This window comes from Rhizobium sp. YTUHZ044, from assembly GCF_051123975.1.
In the GTDB taxonomy this organism is placed as follows: domain Bacteria; phylum Pseudomonadota; class Alphaproteobacteria; order Rhizobiales; family Rhizobiaceae; genus Rhizobium.
Genome location: NZ_CP101426.1, coordinates 2,820,886 through 2,842,058, shown reverse-complemented (window position 1 = coordinate 2,842,058; position 21,173 = coordinate 2,820,886). Strand labels below are relative to the sequence as shown.

Sequence of the window (21,173 nt, the reverse complement as noted above, 5' to 3'; positions counted from 1 at the left end):
AGATGTGTCCGAGCGGTTAGCAGTTGCCTTTCCGCTAGGCAAGGGCGAAGACTTGGTGCTGATGGGGGAGGTGGAGGCATGCAACACGAAAAACAGCGGCCGGCGAGCGACATGGCTGCACCCGGAACGGCAAGCTATTCCGGTACGCCGCTTGCCAGGAAGCTCGGGCTTGCGCATGGGCAGGCTGCCGCTCTTCTCGATGTTCCCGAAACGATCGAAGACATCGTTGGTTTCGCCGGTTTTGCTTCGGTCGTCCGCGTGCTTCCCGAGACGCTTTTGCGGGCGTTTGACTATGTGCATCTATTTGTCACTGAGCGCATGGTGCTGGAAGCGGCGGCGCCAACGCTTTTGCGGGTCCTAAAGCCCGACGGCATGATCTGGATCTCCTGGCCGAAGAAGAGTTCACGCGTGCCGACCGATATCACCGAAGACGTGCTGCGGGAGATCCTGCTGCCAACTGGCCTGGTCGACATCAAGGTCTGCGCTGTCGACGGGACCTGGTCGGGGCTGAAATTCGTCATTCGCAAGGAATTGCGCAGCGCGCTGTGATCGCTCAACCGTTGCTGGCCGGAGCGCGCGAGACCCTGAGCAGCGCGCCGTCGTCCTCGTCCGTCACCATCAGCAGCGCGCCATCGGGCGCCACGATGACGTCGCGGATGCGGCCGTAATCACCTTCGAACAAGCGCTCTTCGGCGACGAAGGCGCCGCTCTCGTCGCGCTGCATGCGCGAGAGCAGCTGGAATTTCAGTGCCGCGACGAGGAAGTCGCCGTCCCATTCCGGGAACATGGCGCCGCGATAGACAGCGAGCGCGCCGGGCGCGATCGAAGGATCCCAATAGTGCAGCGGCTGCTCCAGCCCTTTTTTGGCGGTGCCTTCGCCGATCTCGGCGCCCGAATAGTCACGGCCGTAGGTGATGATCGGCCAGCCATAATTCTTGCGGGCTTCGATCCGATTGATCTCGTCGCCGCCGCGTGCGCCATGCTCGACGGTGTAGAGCTTGCCGTCCTTGGCATCGAAAGAGATGCCCTGCGGGTTCCGGTGGCCCTTCGACCAGATCTCCGGCAGCGCCTTGCCGCCGTCCTTGAACGGATTGTCGGCGGGGATGCTGCCGTCGGCATTGATGTGAACGATCGAGCCGGCATCGTCCTGCCAGTCCTGCGAGCGGTCGCGGTCGCCGCGGTCGCCGACACTGATGAACAGCGTGCCGTCAGGGGCAATCGCGATACGCGCGCCATATTGGATGTTGCCTGAGGTGAAGCGCTTCATGGTGAAAATCGGCGTCACCGCCTCAAGCGTCTTTTCGTCAGGAGATAGCGTCGCGCTGAAGGCCTCGGTGCCGGAGCCCTGCTTGTTGGCGATGGCGGCGGTGAAATAGAGTTTTCTGCTCGCGACAAAGTCCGTGGCAAGCGCCACGTCCATAAGACCGCCCTGGCCGCGGGCATTCACTTTGGGCACGTTGCCGATCGGCTCGGAAAGCTTGCCATTGCGGATGATACGTATGCGGCCCGGCCGCTCGGTGACGAGATAGGCGCCGTCGGGCAACACTTCGACCGCCCAGGGGTGTTCGAGACCATCGGCCAGTTTTTCGACGCGAACCGTAGGACCCTGCGTGTTGACGGTATCGGCCGCATTGGCCGAAGTGGCGCCGAAAAGAATCAGCGTCGCGGCGAAATGGAAGGCGGATATTCTTGTCATTTGCTTCCCCGTCGTCTCTCCATCCGGAACGTGGAGTGGGCAGGGCAGAGCTTCAAGCCTCAGTCTGTCTGTAATAACGGCTTTGTGTTTGCCGGTTGAACGGAGCCGGCCGCGTTACCATCGACCAGTTCGGCTTCGAGGATGTAGCGCAGCGGCCCGCGTTCGGTCGCATCGAAAGGCCAGCAGGTGGTCAGTACAAGGCGGCGGCCATCGGAGGAGGGGTCGATGCCGCTCGCGTCCCAGGGGGCAACGCGGCCTTCGCCGGCCTTGAATGTCAATAGCTTGCCGTCGCGGCGGGTAACTTCGATCGTATCGCCCGGCCTTATATATTGCAGCCAGCGGAAATGGGTGTCGCGATGGGCGGCGATGACGGAGGTGCCTTCGTCGCCCGGCTGCGGTGTATTGGCGAGCCAGGCCGGACCGAAGGCGAGCGCTTGGCCGGAGGCGCCGGAAAGCACGATCGCCTCCTTGCCGAGGCGCGGCGCACGCACCCTCGCTTCAGTGATGAAATCGGCCCAAGGCCAGGGTTTCGTCTCCTTGCCGCTCAGTTCGGCGGCAAAAGCACGCTTCAGCAGGACCTGAGAGATTTCTGCCTTCGCCTTCAGCAGGAGGCCGTCGCCGATCAGCGTCAAGCCGTAGAAAGCAAGACCGGCAATGGCGAAGGCGATCGTCTTTTCGATCGGCGAAAGACGCCAGAGGAAGAAACCCTTTCTCCTCCGTGCCTTCGGCATGTCGTGGGCCGTGGCGGCGGCCATGGCGAGTTCCAGATAGGTCGGAAGCGGCTCGAATTCGGCCGCTTCCTGATTGTTGCTAGAAGCCATCGCGCTTGGCTCCGGCAGTGACGAGACCCTTGAGGCGGCGGCGCCAGATGGCGAGCCCGCTCGCCGCCGCCAGCGCCAGCAGCAGCATGGTGAGCCCGCGCATGATCTGCTCGTCGGCGCGCGTCGCCGTCTGCGGCAAGTTCACGGTTGAGCTCTTCTGCGCGATCAGCATGGCGGCTTTCGCCGTCGGCGCCGCGGCCATCAAGTTGGCGATCTCGGGCGATGCGGTGAGATCCTGGGGTGCGGCTGCGGTCCGTTGCGGTTCGGCTCTTCCAACCGGCGTGGCCGCGCCATGGCGTTCGGCGCCGCCAGAAGGGACAGCATTTTCGCCGAAGACCTTTCCGAAGTCCCAACCTTCGGGGAGGTTGAGCGGCAGCTTCGTCGAGCCGAGCGGTTCGGTTGCCGGCCGCGACGGCGTGACGTCGACGGCGACCAGACTGGTGACGCGCGAGACGAGGTGGTGGGCGAGCGCCACCGTCTCGATGTCCTTGTCGAGTGCCGCGGGGTCCTGGCGCTCATAGGCACGGGCCTCGAAATCGTCGATCTTGCGTCGCGCCCAGAGCTTGGAAATGCCGTTGCCGTCTGCGGCATTGGCGATATCCATCTCGACGCGCCAGGGCTGGTTGCCTGTCTTGCCGACGATCTGCAGCTTGCCGGTAGGCTTTTCCTGCGGCAATTCCGCAGTCAGAACGACGGGCTCGCCGCTATAGAGGTCGGGCATCGGGTTCGGCGTGATATCCTCGGCTTCGATGCCTTCGAAGGTTGCGGCGATATCGGTCATTGCGGGGTTCTGCAGCTTGGCGAAGAGTTCGCTCATGCGGCTTGCCACCTGGTCGGTCGAGCCAATCTGGGTGAAGGTGCCGCGGCCGACCTCGGCGGCTTTGGTCATGAAATAAGTGTTTGGCGCCGAGCCGATGCCGACGGTGAATACGCGGGCATCGCCGTGGTTTGCGGTGATTTCCTGGAAGAGCTGTTTTTCGTTGCCGATCGCGCCATCCGTCAGGAAGACGACCTGGCGCAGAGCGCCGGTTGCGACGGGGCCTTGGTTGCGAAGTGCATCCTCGAGCGCCGGCAGCATTTCCGTGCCGCCATCGGCGTTCAGGCTCCGGACGTAAGCGATGGCCTTTTCGCGGTTATCGGGAGTAGCGGCGACGAGGCCGTTGAAATAGTCGGTCATCGTATCGTCGAAACGGATGACGTTGAAGCGGTCGTCCGGGTTCAATCTGGAGATGGCAAGCGCCAAGCTTTGTCTTGCCTGCTCGATCGACTGGCCGGACATGGAGCCGGAATTGTCGATGACGAAGACCACTTCGCGTTTTGCCGGCGCTGCCGCATCCGGCGCGGTGGGCGGGGTGACGAAGGCAAGCAGATAGGTCTTGCCATCAATCGCTTCGCGGAAGAGGCCGGCGCCTGGCGTCTTGCCCGGAGCGGCTTTCCAGGTGAGCTCGAAATCTTTGTCGGCAGGAACCGCGTCTCCTTTCAGGCTGATCGTTCTCGCCTGGTCGCCGTCCTCCCGGATATCGACGTCGTGGAAGGACGACTTCACTCCACTGAGCGGGAAGCCAGCCTTGAGATTGACTGTCAACGAGATCGGATTGATTTTGGCATTCTCGCGCGGATCGAGCACCGGGGCTTCGATCTTCTCGCGATTTTCCACCGGGTCTCTCGGTGTTGCGAAGCCGGCACCGTTGTTGAACTCGACGGTCTGGACGATCGGCGCCGGATTGTAGCGCGGCGCGACGACCATCGGGAAACGCAGCGAGAATTCGCCGCCGGACTGGTGGACCGTCTGCTGATATTCGATCTGCACGACGATCTCTTCGCCGGGACCGATATTGGCGACCTGGTTGGTGAAGATGTTCGGCCGTTGCTGTTCGAGCAGCGCTGTCTTCTTGCCCTCAGCCTTGGCCTGCTCGTAGATCTCGCGGGCTTCCTGGCGCGGCTTGATCTGGCCTTCGATGAAGCGTTCGCCGATCTGCATCTTCAGCGCATCGACGGCGGAATTGTCCGGCAGCGGGAAGACGTAGGTGCCCTCGACCCAGCCCTGGCTCGGGTTCTGGAAACGCTGGGTCACCTTCACCCTGGCGATCGGGCCGGAAACAGCGATTGCGACGTCGGTCTTCAGCCGCGGCGCTTCGACATAAAAGCCCGGTTCCTTCGACGGGAAGAGCAGCGAGCCGCTATTGACGTCGTTCGGCCGTAGAAGGGCCGCGAGCTGGCCGGATGCCTGCCGCGTCTCGGCGCGGGCGGCAGAGGCAAGCCCCAGCATCGCAGCGATGCAGGCGACAAAGGCGGTGACGGCGACAAGACATGAAATGGAGATCCGGCGCATGCGCATGCGCCCAATGGCGAACTCATCTTCCAGAAACATTGGCCTACCCTCAATAACCAATTTTGGATGAGGGAATGATGCAGCTTCGATCTCGGCGCGCTCGCGACCGAATTGCGGCGGCGGGCGGCATTTGTTGCGGCTTATTCGTGGCGCGATTGAAATCCGGCGATCTCTCTGATTTTAAAAGACGAAAAACATGATCATCGTCACCGTGAAAATACCGCGGCCGGGGTCATACCCTGCCCAAATCCCGTGCCCCCAATTGTCGTGACGTTCATGGATGGGTAATTCTGTAGACCAGCAAATCATCCGAATCCACAAGCTTGGTTGCGGTCTTGTTCAGATAATCGATGACGCCGACATGATGCTCGATGAACCGTAGATCCTGCTTGTCGGCGGCGTTCTTCGCCACGCCGAACAGATCCGCCCCCTGCCGCGCAGGTCCTCGAGCTGCCCGATCGCCGTGGCGTCATTGGCGACGAATTTCGACCATTCGGAATCGCCTCCGCCGGGTGGAAACACCCATCCGCGCGCCCTGCTGTAATAGACCGCGACGGGATCGCCGGCCCTCGGGCGCGATGGCGACGACAAGGTCGCCCGGTTTCGCCAGCCGCGCCAGTTCCTCGTCAAGCAGCTTGCCCTTCATGGCGATTGGCTTCTTCATCGTCCTGACGAGGGGGAAGGGTCGACCAGCCCACAGCGACGACCACGATGCAGATCAAGCGGAGCACGACCGCCGGGGTTGTCTTAGATGAAAGCTTTGCCAGAAGAAGCGCGCCGTGGCCGCAAATATCGCGGCCGGCACATGGAAGATGTGCAAGTTCCATACATTGCTGGTGATCTCGCCCGCCGCAGCCAGATAGAGGATGACAGCTGCGGCCAGCCAAACAAGAGTGTGCGGTGCGTTTCGACTGCGCGCTGCAAGTCCCGGTGAGAACGACGGCGGGTCCGCCCGCCGGTGCGGCAAAACGATCGATAAGAATCATTGCCCCCATCACGCCTTTGCCCTTGAAATGCCGTCATACATTGGACATAGAGCTAACCGCAGAACTCCGGTCCCGGCTTTCTGCCCGTTTTAACCAATAGGACCGATATCATGGCCTTCCTTGCCGATGCTCTTTCCCGTGTGAAGCCTTCAGCCACCATCGCCGTTTCCCAGAAAGCGCGCGAGCTGAAAGCGAAAGGACGCGACGTCATCGGCCTCGGCGCGGGCGAGCCGGATTTCGATACGCCCGACAATATCAAGAAGGCCGCCATCGACGCGATCAACCGCGGCGAGACGAAGTACACGCCGGTTTCCGGTATCCCTGAGCTGCGCAAGGCGATCGCCGCCAAGTTCAAGCGCGAGAACGGCCTGGAATATTCCTGGGAGCAGACGATCGTCGGCACCGGCGGCAAGCAGATCCTGTTCAACGCCTTCATGGCGACTCTGAACCCGGGCGATGAGGTCGTCATTCCGGCGCCCTACTGGGTGTCCTATCCGGAGATGGTGGCGCTCTGCGGCGGCACACCGGTGTTCGTTTCGGCCACCCAGGAGCATAATTTCAAGCTCCAGGCCGCCGATCTCGAAAAGGCGATCACGCCGAAGACCAAGTGGTTCATCTTCAACTCGCCGTCCAACCCGACGGGTGCGGCCTATACGCATGCCGAACTGAAGGCGCTGACCGACGTGCTGATGAAGCATCCGCATGTCTGGGTGCTGACGGACGACATGTACGAGCACCTGACCTATGGCGACTTCAAGTTCGTCACTCCCGTGGAGGTCGAGCCCAGCCTCTACGACCGCACACTGACGATGAACGGCGTCTCCAAGGCCTATGCCATGACCGGCTGGCGTATCGGTTATGCCGCCGGCCCGCTCCATCTCATCAAGGCAATGGACATGATCCAGGGTCAGCAGACCTCGGGTGCGACGTCGATCGCCCAGTGGGCGGCTGTCGAAGCGCTGAACGGCACGCAGGACTTCATCCCGGCGAACAAGAAAATCTTCGAAGGTCGCCGCGACCTCGTCGTGTCCATGCTGAACCAGGCCAAGGGCATCGTCTGCCCGGTGCCGGAAGGCGCCTTCTACGTCTATCCGTCCTGCGCCGGCCTGATCGGCAAGACGGCGCCGTCGGGCAAGGTCATCGAGACGGACGAAGATTTCGTTTCCGAGCTTCTGGAATCGGAAGGCGTCGCCGTCGTTCACGGCTCCGCCTTCGGCCTCGGCCCGAATTTCCGCATCTCCTATGCGACGTCGGAAGATCTGCTCGAGGAAGCCTGCCGCCGCATCCAGCGCTTCTGCGGCGCCTGCAAGTAAAACGAACCGCGATCATATCGATCGAAGGCCTGCCGGTGACGGCGGGCCTTTTATTTATCCGGCGTTGACGGTGTGGCTGCATGTGGCTACATTTGGTATCATGAAGACCGTTTCGATCCGTGACGCGAAGAACCGCCTGACCGAGCTTGCCCGCGAGGTCGAGGCAGGCGAGACCATTGTCGTCACGCGGAACGGCCGACCGGTGTTCGACCTGGTGCCGCATCAGAAACGCGGCGGTTTGAATCTGGAGGCCGGTCAGGCCTATCTTCGTGCTCGGGGTATTACCAATCCGGTGCCGTTCATCGCGGATGATTTTGACGATCCGCTGCCGGAGGATTTCCTCCTGAGGCCTTTGCCGGAGTCATGAGACTTCTTCTTGATACTCACATCGTTCTCGCGATCCTGAGGAAGGATGCTGGCGCGCGATTTCCGGAGATCGCGTCGCTGCTCGGCGACAGCAAAACCGTGGGCTTCGTCAGCGTCGCGAGCCTTTGGGAAACGGCGATCAAGGCTCGTCTGGGAAAGTTGGATCCCGGCATGCCGCTCGAAGACATTGCCGGTTCTCTTGAGGAAATAGGGCTGATCCTGCTGGGGATCGAAATTCAGCATGTGATTACTGCCGCCGACCCCGAGCCGGAGACGCGTGATCCCTTTGATCGGCTGCTGCTGGCGCAGTGCAAGGTCGAAGGCTTGCAGCTTGCCACCGTCGACCGGCTGCTCGTCGATCATCCTTTGGCGCTGCGGCTTTAGAGCCTTTCCTGGTCAGATTGCAGCGTTCTGCCGGAGCAGGTTTTCGTCAGGGCAAAGGCGATTGGCGACGGGCATACCCGCAGGTACGTCCGAGCCGATCGCCCGACGCGCGCCGGCCGGTCGACCATCCAACTCCGTTTGAGCCAACAGAATGCTGCAATCTGACCAGGAAAGGCTCCAAGTTCACATCCCGATTCAACCCGTTGCCGCATTGAATCCACTTCGCCTCGCAAGTCGTTGAATTCCGATTCAAAACGTGACGGGGAGTGCCGGTGGGGCGGGTGATCTGCTGTTGCGGGCGGACGCCAAACCAACTAGATATCCGGCATCAAGTTCAAATTGCCGCTTCGGGGGTCCGGATTTTGCAGCAGAGTGCCGTCATCGTCTGTTCTGACGTTAACATGCTCCCGGCCGCCTGCTGCACTCTGCTTTCCGTCAAGCGCAATCTTACCAATGCTGATGTAGAGTTCCTGCTTCTCGGCATTGACCTCAAGCCGCACGAGGTCGCCGAGGTCGATAATTTTGGGCGGCTTCACGGTATGGCGATCAGGGTGTTGCCCTATAAGACGCCCGACACCGGCCTCCAGGCGCGGGGCCGCTGGTCCGCCGCCACGCTGGCGCGGCTCTATATGGATCGGGATATACCAGAACATATCGAGCGCCTGCTTTACCTCGATGCCGATGTGCTCGCGGTGGCATCCGTCGACGAACTCTTCACGCGGGATCTCCAAGGCAAGGCGCTTGCTGCCGTCGACGACTATGTCATGGCCTTTCCCGAAAAGGCCGGCGCACGCCAGCGCAAGATCGGCATGAGCGAGGGCGGCCGTTACTTCAATGCCGGCGTGCTGCTGTTCGACTGGTCGGCCTGCCGGGCGAGGGGGCTTTTCGCAAGGACCCGGGAGATCTTCGAGGAACGGTCGCACCTGTTCGAGAACAACGACCAGGATGCACTGAACGTCACTTTCGATAGCGATTGGCTGGTGCTCGATCCGCGCTGGAATACGCAGACGGGCCTGCTGCCTTTCGTCGGCCGGCCGGCCATCTTTCATTTTACCGGCCGCAAGAAGCCGTGGCAGGCGAACGTTCCCTGGGTGCACCGGCGGATGGCCGATCGTTATGCCGAAGATCTTCGCAACACGTCCTGGGCGTCTTTCTGCAGGCAACCGTCGACGACGGACCGAGTGGCGGGCTTCCTCTCGCATGTGGGAAAGCAGATCGGCGGGCTGACGCGGCTTGCCCGGATGCGCGCCTATTTCAGCAACAGCTAGTCGGGCGGGCGGAACGCGTCGTCCTTGGAAAGTGCATGTGAGGCGATATGGAAGCAATCCCCAGCGATAACAAGGCTACGACCACTCCGGATGGTGGCTTCAATTTCCTGACGCCGGAAGCGTGGAAGGCGTTGTTGTCGGGCTATTCCCATATCGTGCTGGTAGCAAACAGCGAGGCGGTCGATATTGAACGGCTGCGGAGCGAATTGCCGGAGACGGCGCTCTACGTCTTCTTCAACAAGGTCTACAAGGTGCTCGACGAACCCTTCGTCGGCCATTCCATGCTGGTTGCCCGCAGCGACGTGATGGGCGCCCATATCGTCCACCGGCGCGAGGCGGCGGATGTCTTGCGGTTCTTTGGCGGCGACGATTTCCTCGGCGTCGTCAACATCCGGGTCTCCGTCGAGGAAAATCTCAGCGAAAAGAGCCGCTTCGAAGGCGCTAAGGCCCGTCACCTTGATCTGACGCAAATGCTCGCCGATCTCTATCCGATCGGCAAGATCGCGACGAGCGGCTTTGCGGTGGCGCTGTGGCTCGCCGATCTGCAGTTGCCGGGCAAGATCCTGCTTGCCGGCTTTTCGGCGAAACGGAGCGAGAAGTGGAAGGTGTTCGACGTGCACGATTGGACGTTCGAGCAGATCTTCCTGCGTCTCTTTGCGCGCATGGGATCGATCTCGATGATGGGCGGCGTCGATGCCAGCCCCTATTCGGCGCTCGCCAAACGGTTTCCTGAGGTGCCGCCGATCGAGATCGCGATGACTGCGGCTGAGGTCTTGTCGGAGCGGCTCGACAATACGAACAGCCAGATCGACAGGCTGATGTCCGTCACCAAGTTCATCCGCGCCGTCGACAATTTCTTTCGGCGGTTCAAACCGAAAACCCGCAAGCAGCGTTTTCTCGAAAAGTCGAAGGGATGACTGTCGCGGGCCTTTGCTAACAGGCGTGGGTGGCCACGAAAGCTGTTGCCGATACTGGCGATCAAGGTGGACAATGGAACAACAGAACGTTCGAATATTTGTGGGATTCGATCCCAAGGAAGTGGTCGCCTACCACGTTCTCGTGCAGAGCATCATCGAGAAGTCGTCGATCCCGATCGAGTTCTCGCCCATTGCGCTCTCCAACCTTGGCGGGATTTTCACCCGCCAGCGCAACGCGATGCAATCCACGGAGTTTTCCTTCTCGCGTTTCCTGACGCCCTATCTCAGCGGTTACGACGGCTGGAGCATCTTCATGGATTGCGACATGCTGATGCGTGCCGATATCGCCGAGCTTTGGGCATTGCGCGACGAGCGTTACGCCGCCATGTGCGTCAAACACGATTACCAGCCGAAGATCGACACCAAGTTCCTCGGCCAGGCACAGACCAAGTACGAAAAGAAGAACTGGTCGAGCCTCATCCTCTTCAACAATGACGAATGCCGCGCGCTGACGCCCGACTACGTCAATACCGCGACCGGGCTGCAACTCCATCAGTTCAAATGGCTGGAGAATGAAGACCTCATCGGCGAATTGCCGGTGACGTGGAATTACCTCGTCAATGAATACGACTACCGCGAAGACGCCAAGAACGTCCATTTCACCGATGGCGGGCCTTATTTCGAGGAACACAAGAACGACGATTACGCCGAGGAATGGTTCGCGGCCCGCGAACGCCTGCTCTTCGCCCAACAGTCCGCCTAAACAGCCTGTTCTTTCCCTTTTTCCGCGGTGAGGGAGCCCTCAGAGACCAAGCGCCGTCAGCATGACGAAGGTGGCGAAGAGGATGAAATGCGTCATGCCTTCTATGGCGTTGGTCTCGCCGTCGTTGAGGTTGATCGCGGCGGCAATCAAGGTGATCGTTACCATCACCGTCTGCACCGGGGTCATCGCCATGATGAAGGGCTGGCCGGTATAGAGTGCGATCGCCTCCATGACGGGCACCGTCAGGATCACCGTCGACAGCGAGGCGCCCATGGCGATGTTGACGGTCGCCTGCATTCGGTTCTTGAGCGCCGCCCGCAACGCGGTCAGGATTTCAGGCGCGGCCGAAATCGCCGCGACGACGACGGCGGTCACCGCGATCGGCGCGCCGCTGTCGCGCAGGCCTTCGGTCATGAAAGCCGACATGAACTCCGCCAGCAGGCCGATGATGACGACGCCGACGAGGATGGTGGCGATCGAGACAGCGGCCGGTCCGTCGGCGCCGTGTTCTTCCTGACTTTCCCGCTTCCGCTCGGAGCGCGGATAGCTGTAGCTGAAGAAATAGCTGTGCTGGCCGACCTGCATACGCAGGAAGAGGCCGTAGAGAGCGATCATCGCGACGATGGTAAAGGCGGAATAATAGTGCCACTTATCGCTCGGCACGAATTCCGGCACGATCATCGAAATGCCCATGGCGGTCAGGATCATCACGCCGTAGGTCTTGCCCGAATTGTCGTTGTAGGGCTGCTCCCCATGCTTGAGGCCGCCAAGGAGGGCCGCGAGGCCGAGGATGCCGTTGATATCGAACATCAGGGCCGAGTAGATCGTGTCGCGCACGAGCGTCGGCGAGCTCTCGCCGCTCATCATGGTGGCGAGGATGATGACTTCGACGGCGAGAGCCGAAAGTGTCAGAATCATCGTGCCGTAGGGATCACCGACCTTGACGGCGAGGAGTTCGGCATGATGGGCGACGCGGATGGAGGCGAGTACGATAGTGGCGACCAAGGCGGCGGTGGCGATGAGCGCCAAGCCGCGCCCCATCTCGATAACCGTGTGTTCCAGAAGATAGGCCATCACCGCGACGACGAGTGCGGTGACCAGAAACCTCTCCTCGTTAAGGCGTGACGCGATACCCAAGCCTCGGCTCCCGTTGTGATTCACGCCTTTTAACTAAGTCACTGATTTCGGAAGGGAAGCGCACGGTGGCACTCTGCTATTTGCAGTCTTCGGCGTTTAATGGAATACTGAACGCCATCGGGGCCGGAAAGCAGATCGCGGCGTCCTCGAATTCTCGTCACGCGGCCGCGATGATCCGGACCCTGTCCGGAAGCATGCGAATGCGCAACAAGATGATGAGGAGACGGATGCATGATCAAGGTGGTCTATGAAGTCGTGCCGCATGACGGCGGTTGGGCCTACAGGCTTGGAGGCGTCTATTCCGAGGCATTCCCGACCCATGCCGAGGCGCTCGAAGCTGCGCGCATCGTCGCGGCCGAACAGCAGGTCGGCGGCGATTCCGCCGAGATCAGCTGGCAGGACGAAAACGGCAAATGGCATGAGGAATATGCTGAGGGCGGTGACCGGCCGGAAACCGAGGTGGTCGACGGCTTATGGCAGGAGCGATCGGCTGGAGCCTCGCAGAGCGCTGGACATTAACCCTAAAGCGCGTCGTGATCTTTCAGATTCGCTCGCTGCGATTTAAGTCCTTGTCTTTGCGCATGCCGTTATCGCACAACCGCGCGCTTTTGCGCGACATGTACCTAGCCCCTCAATGCCCGCGTGACAATCGTGTCGACAAACTCGCGCTTCTCAGTGGTATAGCGATCGCCATCCATTCGGAATTCAGCTGCCAGCCTGCGTTTCAGCGCGGCATAATCGGCCGCCGCCTCGGGATGCGCGATGAGATAATCCCGGAAAGCCAGCCTGTTTCGATGCGTGCCGTTGCCGGCCGGGCAAAGGTAGACGCGCTCCGCCGGCATCGAACCTCTCGATAAGAATGCCCAAACCTCGTCGTCATAACGGTTGCCGCGCGGTTCGTAGTTTTCCGAGAGAAGCACCTGCGTCGCATTCTCGATATGCTCCAGACCGGGAAGGACAATGTCGATATCGATGAGGGGCTTGGCGGCCATACCGGGTATGGCGGTGCTGCCGACGTGATCGATGGCGAGCGCCTGCGGCAGCAAAGCCAACAGCTTGGCTCGGATGCGCTGGAAAGCTTCCGGCCATTCCCTGTCATAGCTCACGAGTTCAACCGGCTTGTGCATCGTTATCTCCATAGATGCTGCGAGATTGCCCATGATTCTCATCGAAAATCGATCTCGATCTCCGCTTGTGCGCCGGTGGAATGACGATGGTAAGCCCGGATCCCCTTGACCAGCGCGTCGAAAGTGGCGCGGCAGCGCGGTGAGGTCTTCAGGCTTTCGTGCATGACCACCCATGTGCCGAGCGGAATCTCGAACGCATCGGGAAGCACATGCACGAGGTCGGGGTTTTCGCGGGCCAGTCCGATCTGGCAGAGGCCGATGCCGACGCCGGCGCGGATTGCGGAGAGCTGGGCAAGATTGCTGTCGGTCCTGTAGGAGAATTTGATCCCTTCGGGCGCCGGATAGCGTTTCATCACCATGCGGACGTAGGCCGTCTGCCGGTCGAAGCCGATGAGCCGGTGGTTGGCGAGGTCCGCCATGGTTTGCGGAATGCCGTGCCGTTCGAGATAGCGGCGGTGGGCGTGGAAGCCGATCGGGATGTCGCCGATGCGGCGCACGATGAGAGCATCCTGCTGCGGCTCGGCCATGCGTACGGCGATATCGGCCTCGCGATTTACCAGATCTTCGATCGCATCGGATGCCGAGAGCTCGATGTGGAGTTCGGGATAGGCTTCCTGCAGCGGCCCGAGAATCCGAGGCAGGATCTCGACGGCGACGACCTCGCTGGCGCTGACCCTGACCGTTCCGGCTACCCTCTCGCGCTCGCCGGATGCGGTGCGCAAAAGGGCGGCGGCGGTTGCCGCCAGCGTTTCGGCATAGGGTTTCAGCGCCTGTGCGGCGTCGGTTGGCACGAGGCCGTTCGGCGACCGGATGAAGAGCTCGGCGCCGATCGCCTGTTGCAGTGCGTCGACATGGCGGCCTATGGTCGGCTGCGTCAGCCCCAGTTCGCGCGCGGCGGCCGAAAGCGACCCCTGCTGGAGCACGGTCAGGAAACTGCGGTAGAAATCCCAGCTTGGTTCGAGAGGCATATGTTTTTGTATAACTGATCCACTTATTTCGTCAATTTTGTTTATCGGAAAGCAGGGGCATAGTCATCTCATGCAATTGAAAGGAGATGATTGCGATGAGTGGAGAGACGAAGATCACGGCGCTGGTTCTCGGCGCGACCGGCGGCATCGGCGGCGCAATCGCCCGCAAGCTTCTCGCCCGCGGGTGGCGCATCCGGGCGCTCAACCGCGACGCCGCCAAGGCATCGAAGAACGAGCCGGCATTCGAATGGGTGCAGGGCGACGCGATGAATGCCAGCGACGTGCTGGAGGCGGCTGAAGGTGTTGACCTGATTGTCCACGCGGTCAATCCGCCCGGCTATCGCGACTGGGAAAAGCTCGTGCTGCCGATGCTCGACAATACCATTGCCGCCGCTCGCGCCGTCGGTGCGCGCATCGTTCTGCCGGGCAATGTCTATAATTTCGGTCCCGATGCTCTGCCGGCGCCGGCGGAGGAAAGCCCGCAGCATCCGGTGACCAGGAAGGGTGCGATCCGTGTCGAGATGGAGACGCGGCTGAAGGCGGCATCGCAATCCGGCGCGGGCGCGATCATCGTGCGGGCCGGCGATTTCTTCGGTCCGGGCGCAACGGCCAACAGCTGGTTTTCATCGGGGCTGGTGACGCCGGGCAAGCTGGTTGGCACGATCAAGAATCCGGGACGGCGCGGCGTCGGCCATCAGTGGACCTTTCTGCCCGACATGGCGGAAACCATCGTCCAGCTCATCGAGCGGGCCGATCGGCTGCCGCCCTTTGCCGTTTATCATATGGATGGCTTCTGGGATGCCGATGGCATGCAGATGGCGGAAATGATCAAGCGCGTTTCCGGTGGCAAAGCAAAGATCGCCGGCTTCCCGTGGTGGATTGTGCCGCTCGCCGCGCCTTTTATGCCCATCATGAGGGAGATCAAGGAAATGCGCTATCTCTGGAAGGTGCCGCTCAGGATGAGCAACGCCAAGCTTGTGGCCGAACTCGGCAAGGAGCCGCGCACACCGATCGATGAGGCGGTGAGAGCCACACTCGTGGCCCTCGGCTGCCTGCCCGAACCGCATCACGACACAGCGGCCGCCTTCATTGCGCATTCGCCGGTTTCACCTCGTTAAGGTTGGTAACGCTTCATTTCGATCGCTGAGCTAGGCCCGCCAAGTTCCATGTCCTGGATAATCGTCATTGTCGACATTCAGCCGGTGATGCGCCTGCCAGTCTCTGCCGCCTCATCGGGGCGGAGAGCCAGGAATTCGAAGAGCCGGGCCACCGCTTCCGCGCCGGGATCGATATGGCCTTCGAGCTGCTTGGCGTTGATGTATGCGGCGCGTCCGGCTTTCGCATGAACGAGCGTGGCGGTCAGGTCCGCGCCGGCGCGGGCGGCTTCCGCAGCCGCGGCAAATCCCACGTCGAGCGCATCCAGGGCCGGCGAGAGAGCATCGACCATCGTCCGATCGCCCAGACGCGCGCCGCCGATCTCCTGCATTCGGGAGAGGCCGGCCTTGAGGGCTTCGCGAATGCTCAGCCCGCTCGATGCGCCATCGCCGGCCGCGGCAAAGAAGATTGCGAGAAGCACACCCGAGGAGCCGCCCATGGTCTGGCTGAGTTCCTGCCCCATGGCCCGGAAGAGCTGGGTGTGATCAGAGAGGGGGAGACGATCAAGCGCCTCGATGAGCGCGCGGGCAGCACCGGCCAAGGTCGAACCGGTATCGCCGTCGCCCGACTTCGCATCGAGCGCATTCAAGTCCCTCTCCGCGCCGATGAGAAGATTGCAGCAATCCGTCAGGAACTGGCGGGTGGGTTCGTGCCTTGATGCAATCGGGGCGATCGGCGTCAATCCGTCCGGCAGCGAAAGCACCGTAACAGGTTTGACGGCTGTCACGCCCGGCCAGGCGGCAAGTTCAACCGGCTTGGAAAGAAGCTCCAGTTCTGCCTTGCCGGCAGGGAAGACCGAGATTGAGAATCCCTGCATGTCGAGAGACGTCATCATCGGCGCCGGTCCGACGATGTGTGAAATCCTGCCCGCGATGGCTGACTGGAGGAGTTCGTGAACGACGACCGACATTTCCAGGACCGAGGTGCCGCCGAGGTTGTTCACGAGGACGACGTGAGATCTGTCATCCATCGATTGCGCAAGACGCTCGACCATCGCGGCGACCGCGCCTTTCGCACCCGAATATTCGACCTGCTCGACACCGGCTTCACCGTGAATGCCGAGACCGAGCTCGGCGTGACCGTCCGGAATTCGGTGCTCCTTCGGAGAGCCCGGCACTGTGCACGTATCGAGCGACATGCCGATCGAACTGGTGTTTTCGATCACCCGGCGCGCGGCTTTGCTCACCGCCCCGAGGTCGGCGCCGCTCTCGGCGAGCGCACCCGCGATCTTGTGAACGAACAGGGTTCCGGCCACGCCGCGGGACTGCGGGAGATCCGGCAGCGCGATGTCGTCATCCACGATGACCATGCTGACGTTCAGGCCAAAGGCGCGTGCGCGTTCGGCGGCGAGACCGAAATTGAGGCGGTCGCCGGTATAGTTCTTGACGATGAGCAGGCAGCCGGCTGGTCCGGTGACGGCCAGGATACCGGCAAGGATCGCGTCCACGCTCGGCGAGGCAAAGACATCGCCGCATACGGCTGCAGTCAGCATCCCCTTGCCGACGAAACCGGCGTGTGCGGGCTCGTGTCCCGAGCCGCCGCCGGAGACGATCGCAACCTTGCCCTTGTCCCAATCGGAGCGGACGACGACGCGAATATGCGGATATCCGTCGAGGCGGGTGAGCGCGCCGCCGGATGCGGCCAGAAGGCCGTCGAGTGCTTCGGTGACCGCGTTTTCCTTGCTGTTGAGGAACTGTGACATTCTCGCCTCCCTTAAACTAAGCGCATGCCGGCCGCGTCGAAATAGAGCGGCTTGTTCGGCTGGATCTTGATGGTTTCACCGCCCTTGAGCTCGGTATGGGCGTCGGTGACGGTGATCAGATTATGTGTCTTGAACGTGATGTGGAGGCGCGTCTGATCGCCGAGATGTTCGACGCGCGTAACCGTCGCATCCTGGCCATCGCCCTGATCGATATGCTCGGGCCGCAAGCCGATCGATTTGGCCTTCGCCGGCGCGCCTGGGAAGAGCTCCGCGGGAATGACATTGATGCGGGGCTGCCCGAGGCGCGTCGCGGCGTAGATGCTGACCGGATGTTCGTAGATCTCACGCGGGGAGCCGAACTGGACGAGCCTGCCCTCTTGGAGAACGCCGACATGGGTTGCCATCGTCATCGCCTCGACCTGGTCGTGGGTGACATAGAGCAGCGTCGCGCCGGATCTGGCCTGGATATTCTTGAGCTCGATTCGGAGATCGGCGCGAAGCTTGGCGTCGAGTGAGCTCAGCGGCTCATCCATCAGATAGATCTGCGGGTTCCTGACCAGTGCGCGCCCGATCGACACGCGCTGCATTTCTCCGCCCGATAGCGCGGTCGCCTTGTTGTCGAGCTTGTGGGAGATCTGGAGGATTTCCGCAATCGCGTTCACCTTCTCGTCGATCACGCGCTGCGGCGTCTTCAGCAAGGGCGACTTCAGGGGAAATTCCAGGTTCTGGCGGACCGACAGATGCGGATAGAGCGAATATTGCTGGAACACCATGGCGACGTTGCGCTGGGCCGGCGTCAGGCCGCGCATGGACCGTCCGCCGATCATGACTTCGCCGACATCGGGGTTGTCGAGGCCGGACACCATGCGCAAAGTCGTCGTCTTGCCCGCACCCGTCGGTCCGAGAAGGACCACGAACGAGCCGTCGGGGACGATCATCGAGACGTCATCGAGTGCACGATGGCCGGCGAAGGATTTGGTGATGTTTTTCAGGATGACCTCAGCCACGGCGCACCACTCCTTCGTTGGCCTCGGAAACAAGCGCGTTTCCGGTCGCAGAGTCAAAGATCGTCAGGTTCCTGGAATCGAAATCCAGGCCGATCAGTTCGTCGACATGTGCGGATTGATTGGACGGTGTGCGGGCCTTGATCTCACCGTGGGCGGTGTCGATCGTGACGATCTGCGTCGTGCCGAGATATTCGACGGCAATAACCCGCCCGCGATAGGCTGAATCGTCGCTGAAGCTGATATGTTCGGGTCTTACGCCCAGGGCGAGTTTGCCAAGGCGTTCGTCCCGGCAGACCGGAACCTTCATCACGTGTCCGGCGAGGCTGACCTGGTCGTCGCCGGCGCCGATCGAGCCTTCAAATTCGAGGAAATTCATCGGCGGCGAGCCGATGAATTTCGCAACGAACTTCGTCGCTGGCCAGTCGTAGATCTGCTGGGGCTTGCCGAATTGTTCGACGACGCCGTGGTTCATCACCACGATCTTGTCGCCCATCTGCATGGCTTCCAGCTGGTCATGGGTCACATAAACGGTGGTCGCGCCCATGCGATCATGCAGAGCCCGCAATTCTTCGGCCATGTGCTCGCGGAACTCGGCGTCGAGCGCGCCGAGCGGCTCGTCCATGAGGAAGGCCTTCGGATTGCGCACGATGGCGCGACCGAGCGCGACGCGCTGCCGATCGCCGCCGGAGAGGCCACCGACCGGCTTATCGAGGATGTTCTCGATCTTCAGGATCTTTGCGACTTCCGCGACGCGCGCGGTGACCTCGGCCCTCCTCATGCCCTGGCTCACCAAGGGATAGGAAATGTTCTTGCGGACGTTCATGTGGGGATAGAGAGCGAACATCTGGAAGACGAAGGCGATGTCGCGCTCGCTCGCCCTCTTCATCCCCACCTCTTCGCCGCCGATGTAGATTTCGCCGCTGGTTGGAAGCTCGAGCCCAGCCATCATCCGCAGGGTTGTCGTCTTGCCGCAGCCGGACGGGCCGAGAAGCATGAAGAACTCGCCGTCTTCAACGGTGAAGGTGGAAGCCTTCACCGCGTTGAAGGCTCCGAAATCCTTGCGCACATTCTGAATTCTGATCTGTGCCATGCTTCACTCCGGGAAATGGCTGACGACGACGAACATCACTGTTCCCACAAGCGTCACGATGAAAGAGTAGGAGTAGAGCGACAGCGACAGGGGCTGCATCAGCATGACGACGCCAAGCGCGATCAGGATCGACGCCACCATTTCCCATGCATCGCGGCGCAGGCGGAACAGGCGATTGAGAAAGGTCGTCATTTGCGGACCGCTCCGAAGGTAATGCCGCGCAGGAGATGTTTGCGAAGCAGGATCGTGAAGACCATGACCGGCACCAGGAAGATGGTGGCGCCGGCGGCGACGGCGGGCCAGTCCTGGCCGCTGACGCCGATGATCGTCGGGATGAACGGCGGCGCCGTTTGCGCGTTGCCCGATGTGAGGAGGACGGCAAAGGCATATTCGTTCCATGCGAAGATCAGGCAGAAGATCGCCGTCGATGCGATGCCGGTGACGGCCTGGGGCAGCACGACTTTGTAGAAGGCCTGAAAGCGCGTATAGCCGTCGATCAGTGCCGCCTCTTCGTATTCGATCGGGATTTCGTCGATGAATCCCTTCAGCAGCCAGACCGAGAGGGACAGGTTGACCGCGGTATAGAGCAGGATCATGCCGGCATGCGTGTCGCTGAGACCCAGCGATCGGAACATCAGGAAGATCGGGATGGCGACGGCGATCGGCGGCATCATGCGCGTCGACAGAATGAAGAAGAGAAGATCGTCCTTCAACGGCACCTTGAACCGCGAAAAGGCATAGGCAGCCGCCGTGCCGAGCGTGATGCACAGGACGGTCGAGCCAAATCCGATGATGACGGAATTATAGAACCGCTCGGCAAAGCGCGAAGCACCGGTAATGACGACGCCCTCCTTGCGGACCAGTTTATCGTACCAGGTCGTCGGTTCGCCCAGTGCCTTGAGTTGATCCTCAGGCACGCGGGTGCGGGTCGTGAAGAGGTTCACATATCCCTCGACCGTCGGCTGGAACACCATTTTGGGCGGATAGGCGATCGCGTCCTCAGGTGATTTGAAACCGGTCCCGATGATCCACAGCAGCGGAAGGAGGGTGACGACGGCGTAGAAGACGACCAGAATACCGGCAACCCACTTCTGACGCCCGGATGGTTCGGTTACGGAATAGCTCATCGTTGTTTCACCTTGTTCAGAGCTTTGACGTAGATCGACGCAAGGCCGAAGACGGTGACGAAAAGAATGACGGCGTAGGCGGATGCGTAGCCGGTTCGCCATTGCTCGAAAGCGGCGCGCTTCAAATTGATCGAGGTCAGTTCGGTGATCGATCCCGGACCGCCGCCGGTCAGCTGAACCACGAGGTCGAACATCTTGAAATTCTCGATGCCGCGGAAGAGGACGGCCAGCATCAGGAACGGCAGCACCATCGGGATGGTGATGGTCCAGAACTGACGCCATTTGCTCGCGCGGTCGCATTCGGCCGCCTCGTAAATGCTGTCTGGAATGGAGCGCAGTCCTGCAAGACAGATCAGCATCACGAAGGGCGTCCACATCCAGGTGTCGACGATGACGATGGCCCAAGGTGCCAGCGACGTGTTGGCGATCATCGAGAAGCTGGAAGGATCGTTCCCTGTGAGGAAGCCGACCACGTAGTTGAACAGGCCGATTTGCGGCTGGTAGAGAAAGGTCCAGAAGTTGCCGACGACGGCGGGGCTCAGCATCATCGGAAGCACGATGATCGTCGTCCATAGGTCGTTGCCGCGGAACTTCTTGTTGATCAGATAGGCAAGCGAAAAGCCGATCAGCACCTGCAGCACGATGGTCCAGATCAGGAAATGAGCGGTGGCCTGCATGCTCTGCCAGATATCGCTATCCGTCAGGATGTTGATGTAGTTGCGCAAGCCGACGAACTCGATCGGCGCGTTGGGCCGGTTCACCCTGAAGTTGGTGAAACTCAGCCTGATCGTCCAGATCAGTGGAAAGATGTTGATGGCGAGCAGCAACACGATCGACGGTGTTACGAAGAGCCAGGCTATTGCGCGATCGGACAGGCCTTTGACCCGGGCCGCGATTGCAGGCGGAGTCGCGCTGGCGACCCGATCGATCGGGGAATGGAGCATGTTCATCTCCTTGGCATGAAAGATGGTGGTATGCAGGGCCGGCTCGGTCCACATGGCCGGCCCTGCGCGA

The 21,173-nt window shown here is 61.3% G+C and carries 21 protein-coding genes and 1 pseudogene; 9 read left to right on the top strand and 13 right to left on the bottom strand.

The window, feature by feature from the left end; all coding sequences use genetic code 11:
• Window positions 1-78 precede the first annotated feature (78 nt).
• Entirely contained in the window at window positions 79-549 is a 471-nt protein-coding gene (locus NL154_RS14190; RefSeq protein WP_210630490.1) for a DUF3052 domain-containing protein, read from the top strand.
• Between the two features lie 4 nt (window positions 550-553).
• On the opposite strand, the gene NL154_RS14185 is transcribed toward NL154_RS14190, so the two are convergent.
• From NL154_RS14185 to NL154_RS14170, 4 genes and pseudogenes are all read right to left on the bottom strand, one after another.
• Window positions 554-1,696, bottom strand: coding sequence for a PQQ-dependent sugar dehydrogenase (locus NL154_RS14185; protein WP_210630491.1), 1,143 nt, complete (start codon window positions 1,694-1,696; stop codon window positions 554-556).
• A 59-nt stretch (window positions 1,697-1,755) separates the two neighbouring features.
• Window positions 1,756-2,517: a class GN sortase gene (locus NL154_RS14180; RefSeq protein WP_210630492.1), complete on the bottom strand. Its 762-nt coding sequence runs from the start codon at window positions 2,515-2,517 to the stop codon at window positions 1,756-1,758.
• On the bottom strand, window positions 2,507-4,888 hold the full coding sequence (locus NL154_RS14175) for a marine proteobacterial sortase target protein (RefSeq protein WP_434732839.1): 2,382 nt from the start codon (window positions 4,886-4,888) through the stop codon (window positions 2,507-2,509). Before NL154_RS14175 ends, NL154_RS14180 begins: the two co-directional genes overlap by 11 nt.
• A gap of 235 nt (window positions 4,889-5,123) precedes the next feature.
• Window positions 5,124-5,738, bottom strand: a pseudogene (locus tag NL154_RS14170) (glycosyl transferase); the annotation flags it as partial.
• A 207-nt stretch (window positions 5,739-5,945) separates the two neighbouring features.
• Between NL154_RS14170 and NL154_RS14165 the strand changes: the two are divergent.
• The 6 genes from NL154_RS14165 to NL154_RS14140 all read left to right on the top strand — a co-directional run bounded on the left by NL154_RS14165 (window position 5,946) and on the right by NL154_RS14140 (window position 10,846).
• Window positions 5,946-7,148, top strand: a complete 1,203-nt coding sequence (locus tag NL154_RS14165; protein WP_221146978.1) for a pyridoxal phosphate-dependent aminotransferase — start codon at window positions 5,946-5,948, stop codon at window positions 7,146-7,148.
• 100 nt (window positions 7,149-7,248) lie between these two features.
• Window positions 7,249-7,515 carry a type II toxin-antitoxin system Phd/YefM family antitoxin gene (locus tag NL154_RS14160; RefSeq protein WP_210630495.1) on the top strand — a complete coding sequence of 89 codons (267 nt, stop codon included), beginning with the start codon at window positions 7,249-7,251 and terminating at the stop codon, window positions 7,513-7,515.
• A complete protein-coding gene (locus tag NL154_RS14155) occupies window positions 7,512-7,898 on the top strand; it encodes a type II toxin-antitoxin system VapC family toxin (RefSeq protein ID WP_210630496.1) in 387 nt (128 codons plus the stop codon). Before NL154_RS14160 ends, NL154_RS14155 begins: the two co-directional genes overlap by 4 nt.
• 362 nt (window positions 7,899-8,260) lie before the next feature.
• Entirely contained in the window at window positions 8,261-9,166 is a 906-nt protein-coding gene (locus NL154_RS14150) for a glycosyltransferase family 8 protein (protein WP_210630497.1), read from the top strand.
• Between the two features lie 47 nt (window positions 9,167-9,213).
• The gene (locus NL154_RS14145) at window positions 9,214-10,083 is read left to right on the top strand and encodes a 3-deoxy-manno-octulosonate cytidylyltransferase (protein WP_210630498.1); all 870 of its coding nucleotides are present in this window, start codon (window positions 9,214-9,216) and stop codon (window positions 10,081-10,083) included.
• A gap of 73 nt (window positions 10,084-10,156) precedes the next feature.
• On the top strand, window positions 10,157-10,846 hold the full coding sequence (locus NL154_RS14140) for a glycosyltransferase (RefSeq protein WP_210630499.1): 690 nt from the start codon (window positions 10,157-10,159) through the stop codon (window positions 10,844-10,846).
• Between the two features lie 39 nt (window positions 10,847-10,885).
• Here the strand turns inward: NL154_RS14140 and NL154_RS14135 are convergent, their stop codons facing one another.
• Window positions 10,886-11,983, bottom strand: coding sequence for a calcium:proton antiporter (locus NL154_RS14135; protein ID WP_210630500.1), 1,098 nt, complete (start codon window positions 11,981-11,983; stop codon window positions 10,886-10,888).
• 231 nt (window positions 11,984-12,214) lie between these two features.
• Between NL154_RS14135 and NL154_RS14130 the strand changes: the two genes are divergently transcribed.
• Window positions 12,215-12,502 (top strand): DUF2188 domain-containing protein, encoded by a 288-nt coding sequence (locus tag NL154_RS14130; protein ID WP_064804010.1) that lies wholly within the window; start codon window positions 12,215-12,217, stop codon window positions 12,500-12,502.
• Window positions 12,503-12,606: 104 nt separating this feature from the next.
• Here the strand turns inward: NL154_RS14130 and NL154_RS14125 are convergent, their stop codons facing one another.
• Both NL154_RS14125 and NL154_RS14120 read right to left on the bottom strand, forming a co-directional pair.
• Complete coding sequence (locus NL154_RS14125) at window positions 12,607-13,116, bottom strand: GrpB family protein (protein WP_210631585.1); 510 nt, start codon at window positions 13,114-13,116, stop codon at window positions 12,607-12,609.
• Between the two features lie 32 nt (window positions 13,117-13,148).
• The gene (locus NL154_RS14120; RefSeq protein ID WP_434732838.1) at window positions 13,149-14,078 is read right to left on the bottom strand and encodes a LysR family transcriptional regulator; all 930 of its coding nucleotides are present in this window, start codon (window positions 14,076-14,078) and stop codon (window positions 13,149-13,151) included.
• Window positions 14,079-14,173: 95 nt separating this feature from the next.
• Here NL154_RS14120 and NL154_RS14115 point away from each other — a divergent pair, with 95 nt between their 5' ends.
• The gene (locus NL154_RS14115) at window positions 14,174-15,196 is read left to right on the top strand and encodes an NAD-dependent epimerase/dehydratase family protein (protein WP_221146980.1); all 1,023 of its coding nucleotides are present in this window, start codon (window positions 14,174-14,176) and stop codon (window positions 15,194-15,196) included.
• 77 nt (window positions 15,197-15,273) lie between these two features.
• Here the strand turns inward: NL154_RS14115 and NL154_RS14110 are convergent, their stop codons facing one another.
• From NL154_RS14110 to NL154_RS14085, 6 genes are read right to left on the bottom strand one after another with little or no spacing between them, the layout of a single operon-like run.
• A complete protein-coding gene (locus tag NL154_RS14110; RefSeq protein WP_221155678.1) occupies window positions 15,274-16,935 on the bottom strand; it encodes a dihydroxyacetone kinase subunit DhaK in 1,662 nt (553 codons plus the stop codon).
• Window positions 16,936-16,946: 11 nt separating this feature from the next.
• Complete coding sequence (locus tag NL154_RS14105) at window positions 16,947-17,942, bottom strand: ABC transporter ATP-binding protein (protein WP_221146982.1); 996 nt, start codon at window positions 17,940-17,942, stop codon at window positions 16,947-16,949.
• A complete protein-coding gene (locus NL154_RS14100; protein ID WP_221146983.1) occupies window positions 17,935-19,032 on the bottom strand; it encodes an ABC transporter ATP-binding protein in 1,098 nt (365 codons plus the stop codon). Before NL154_RS14100 ends, NL154_RS14105 begins: the two co-directional genes overlap by 8 nt.
• 3 nt (window positions 19,033-19,035) lie before the next feature.
• Window positions 19,036-19,224 carry a hypothetical protein gene (locus NL154_RS14095; RefSeq protein ID WP_097610864.1) on the bottom strand — a complete coding sequence of 63 codons (189 nt, stop codon included), beginning with the start codon at window positions 19,222-19,224 and terminating at the stop codon, window positions 19,036-19,038.
• Entirely contained in the window at window positions 19,221-20,159 is a 939-nt protein-coding gene (locus tag NL154_RS14090; RefSeq protein ID WP_210630506.1) for a carbohydrate ABC transporter permease, read from the bottom strand. Before NL154_RS14090 ends, NL154_RS14095 begins: the two co-directional genes overlap by 4 nt.
• A complete protein-coding gene (locus NL154_RS14085; protein ID WP_210630507.1) occupies window positions 20,156-21,103 on the bottom strand; it encodes a carbohydrate ABC transporter permease in 948 nt (315 codons plus the stop codon). The genes NL154_RS14090 and NL154_RS14085 overlap by 4 nt, the downstream gene beginning before the upstream one ends.
• Window positions 21,104-21,173 lie beyond the last annotated feature (70 nt).

Excerpts from the sequence above, each read along its gene's own strand:
- NL154_RS14165 (WP_221146978.1), top strand. The coding sequence starts at position 5,946 with ATGGCCTTCCTTGCCGATGCTCTTTCCCGTGTGAAGCCTTCAGCCACC.
- NL154_RS14145 (WP_210630498.1), top strand. The coding sequence starts at position 9,214 with ATGGAAGCAATCCCCAGCGATAACAAGGCTACGACCACTCCGGATGGT.
- NL154_RS14160 (WP_210630495.1), top strand. The coding sequence starts at position 7,249 with ATGAAGACCGTTTCGATCCGTGACGCGAAGAACCGCCTGACCGAGCTT.
- NL154_RS14095 (WP_097610864.1), bottom strand. The coding sequence starts at position 19,224 with ATGACGACCTTTCTCAATCGCCTGTTCCGCCTGCGCCGCGATGCATGG.
- NL154_RS14130 (WP_064804010.1), top strand. The coding sequence starts at position 12,215 with ATGATCAAGGTGGTCTATGAAGTCGTGCCGCATGACGGCGGTTGGGCC.
- NL154_RS14090 (WP_210630506.1), bottom strand. The coding sequence starts at position 20,159 with ATGAGCTATTCCGTAACCGAACCATCCGGGCGTCAGAAGTGGGTTGCC.
- NL154_RS14180 (WP_210630492.1), bottom strand. The coding sequence starts at position 2,517 with ATGGCTTCTAGCAACAATCAGGAAGCGGCCGAATTCGAGCCGCTTCCG.
- NL154_RS14115 (WP_221146980.1), top strand. The coding sequence starts at position 14,174 with ATGAGTGGAGAGACGAAGATCACGGCGCTGGTTCTCGGCGCGACCGGC.
- NL154_RS14190 (WP_210630490.1), top strand. The coding sequence starts at position 79 with ATGCAACACGAAAAACAGCGGCCGGCGAGCGACATGGCTGCACCCGGA.
- NL154_RS14110 (WP_221155678.1), bottom strand. The coding sequence starts at position 16,935 with ATGTCACAGTTCCTCAACAGCAAGGAAAACGCGGTCACCGAAGCACTC.
- NL154_RS14120 (WP_434732838.1), bottom strand. The coding sequence starts at position 14,078 with ATGCCTCTCGAACCAAGCTGGGATTTCTACCGCAGTTTCCTGACCGTG.
- NL154_RS14085 (WP_210630507.1), bottom strand. The coding sequence starts at position 21,103 with ATGCTCCATTCCCCGATCGATCGGGTCGCCAGCGCGACTCCGCCTGCA.
- NL154_RS14100 (WP_221146983.1), bottom strand. The coding sequence starts at position 19,032 with ATGGCACAGATCAGAATTCAGAATGTGCGCAAGGATTTCGGAGCCTTC.
- NL154_RS14175 (WP_434732839.1), bottom strand. The coding sequence starts at position 4,888 with ATGTTTCTGGAAGATGAGTTCGCCATTGGGCGCATGCGCATGCGCCGG.
- NL154_RS14185 (WP_210630491.1), bottom strand. The coding sequence starts at position 1,696 with ATGACAAGAATATCCGCCTTCCATTTCGCCGCGACGCTGATTCTTTTC.
- NL154_RS14155 (WP_210630496.1), top strand. The coding sequence starts at position 7,512 with ATGAGACTTCTTCTTGATACTCACATCGTTCTCGCGATCCTGAGGAAG.
- NL154_RS14140 (WP_210630499.1), top strand. The coding sequence starts at position 10,157 with ATGGAACAACAGAACGTTCGAATATTTGTGGGATTCGATCCCAAGGAA.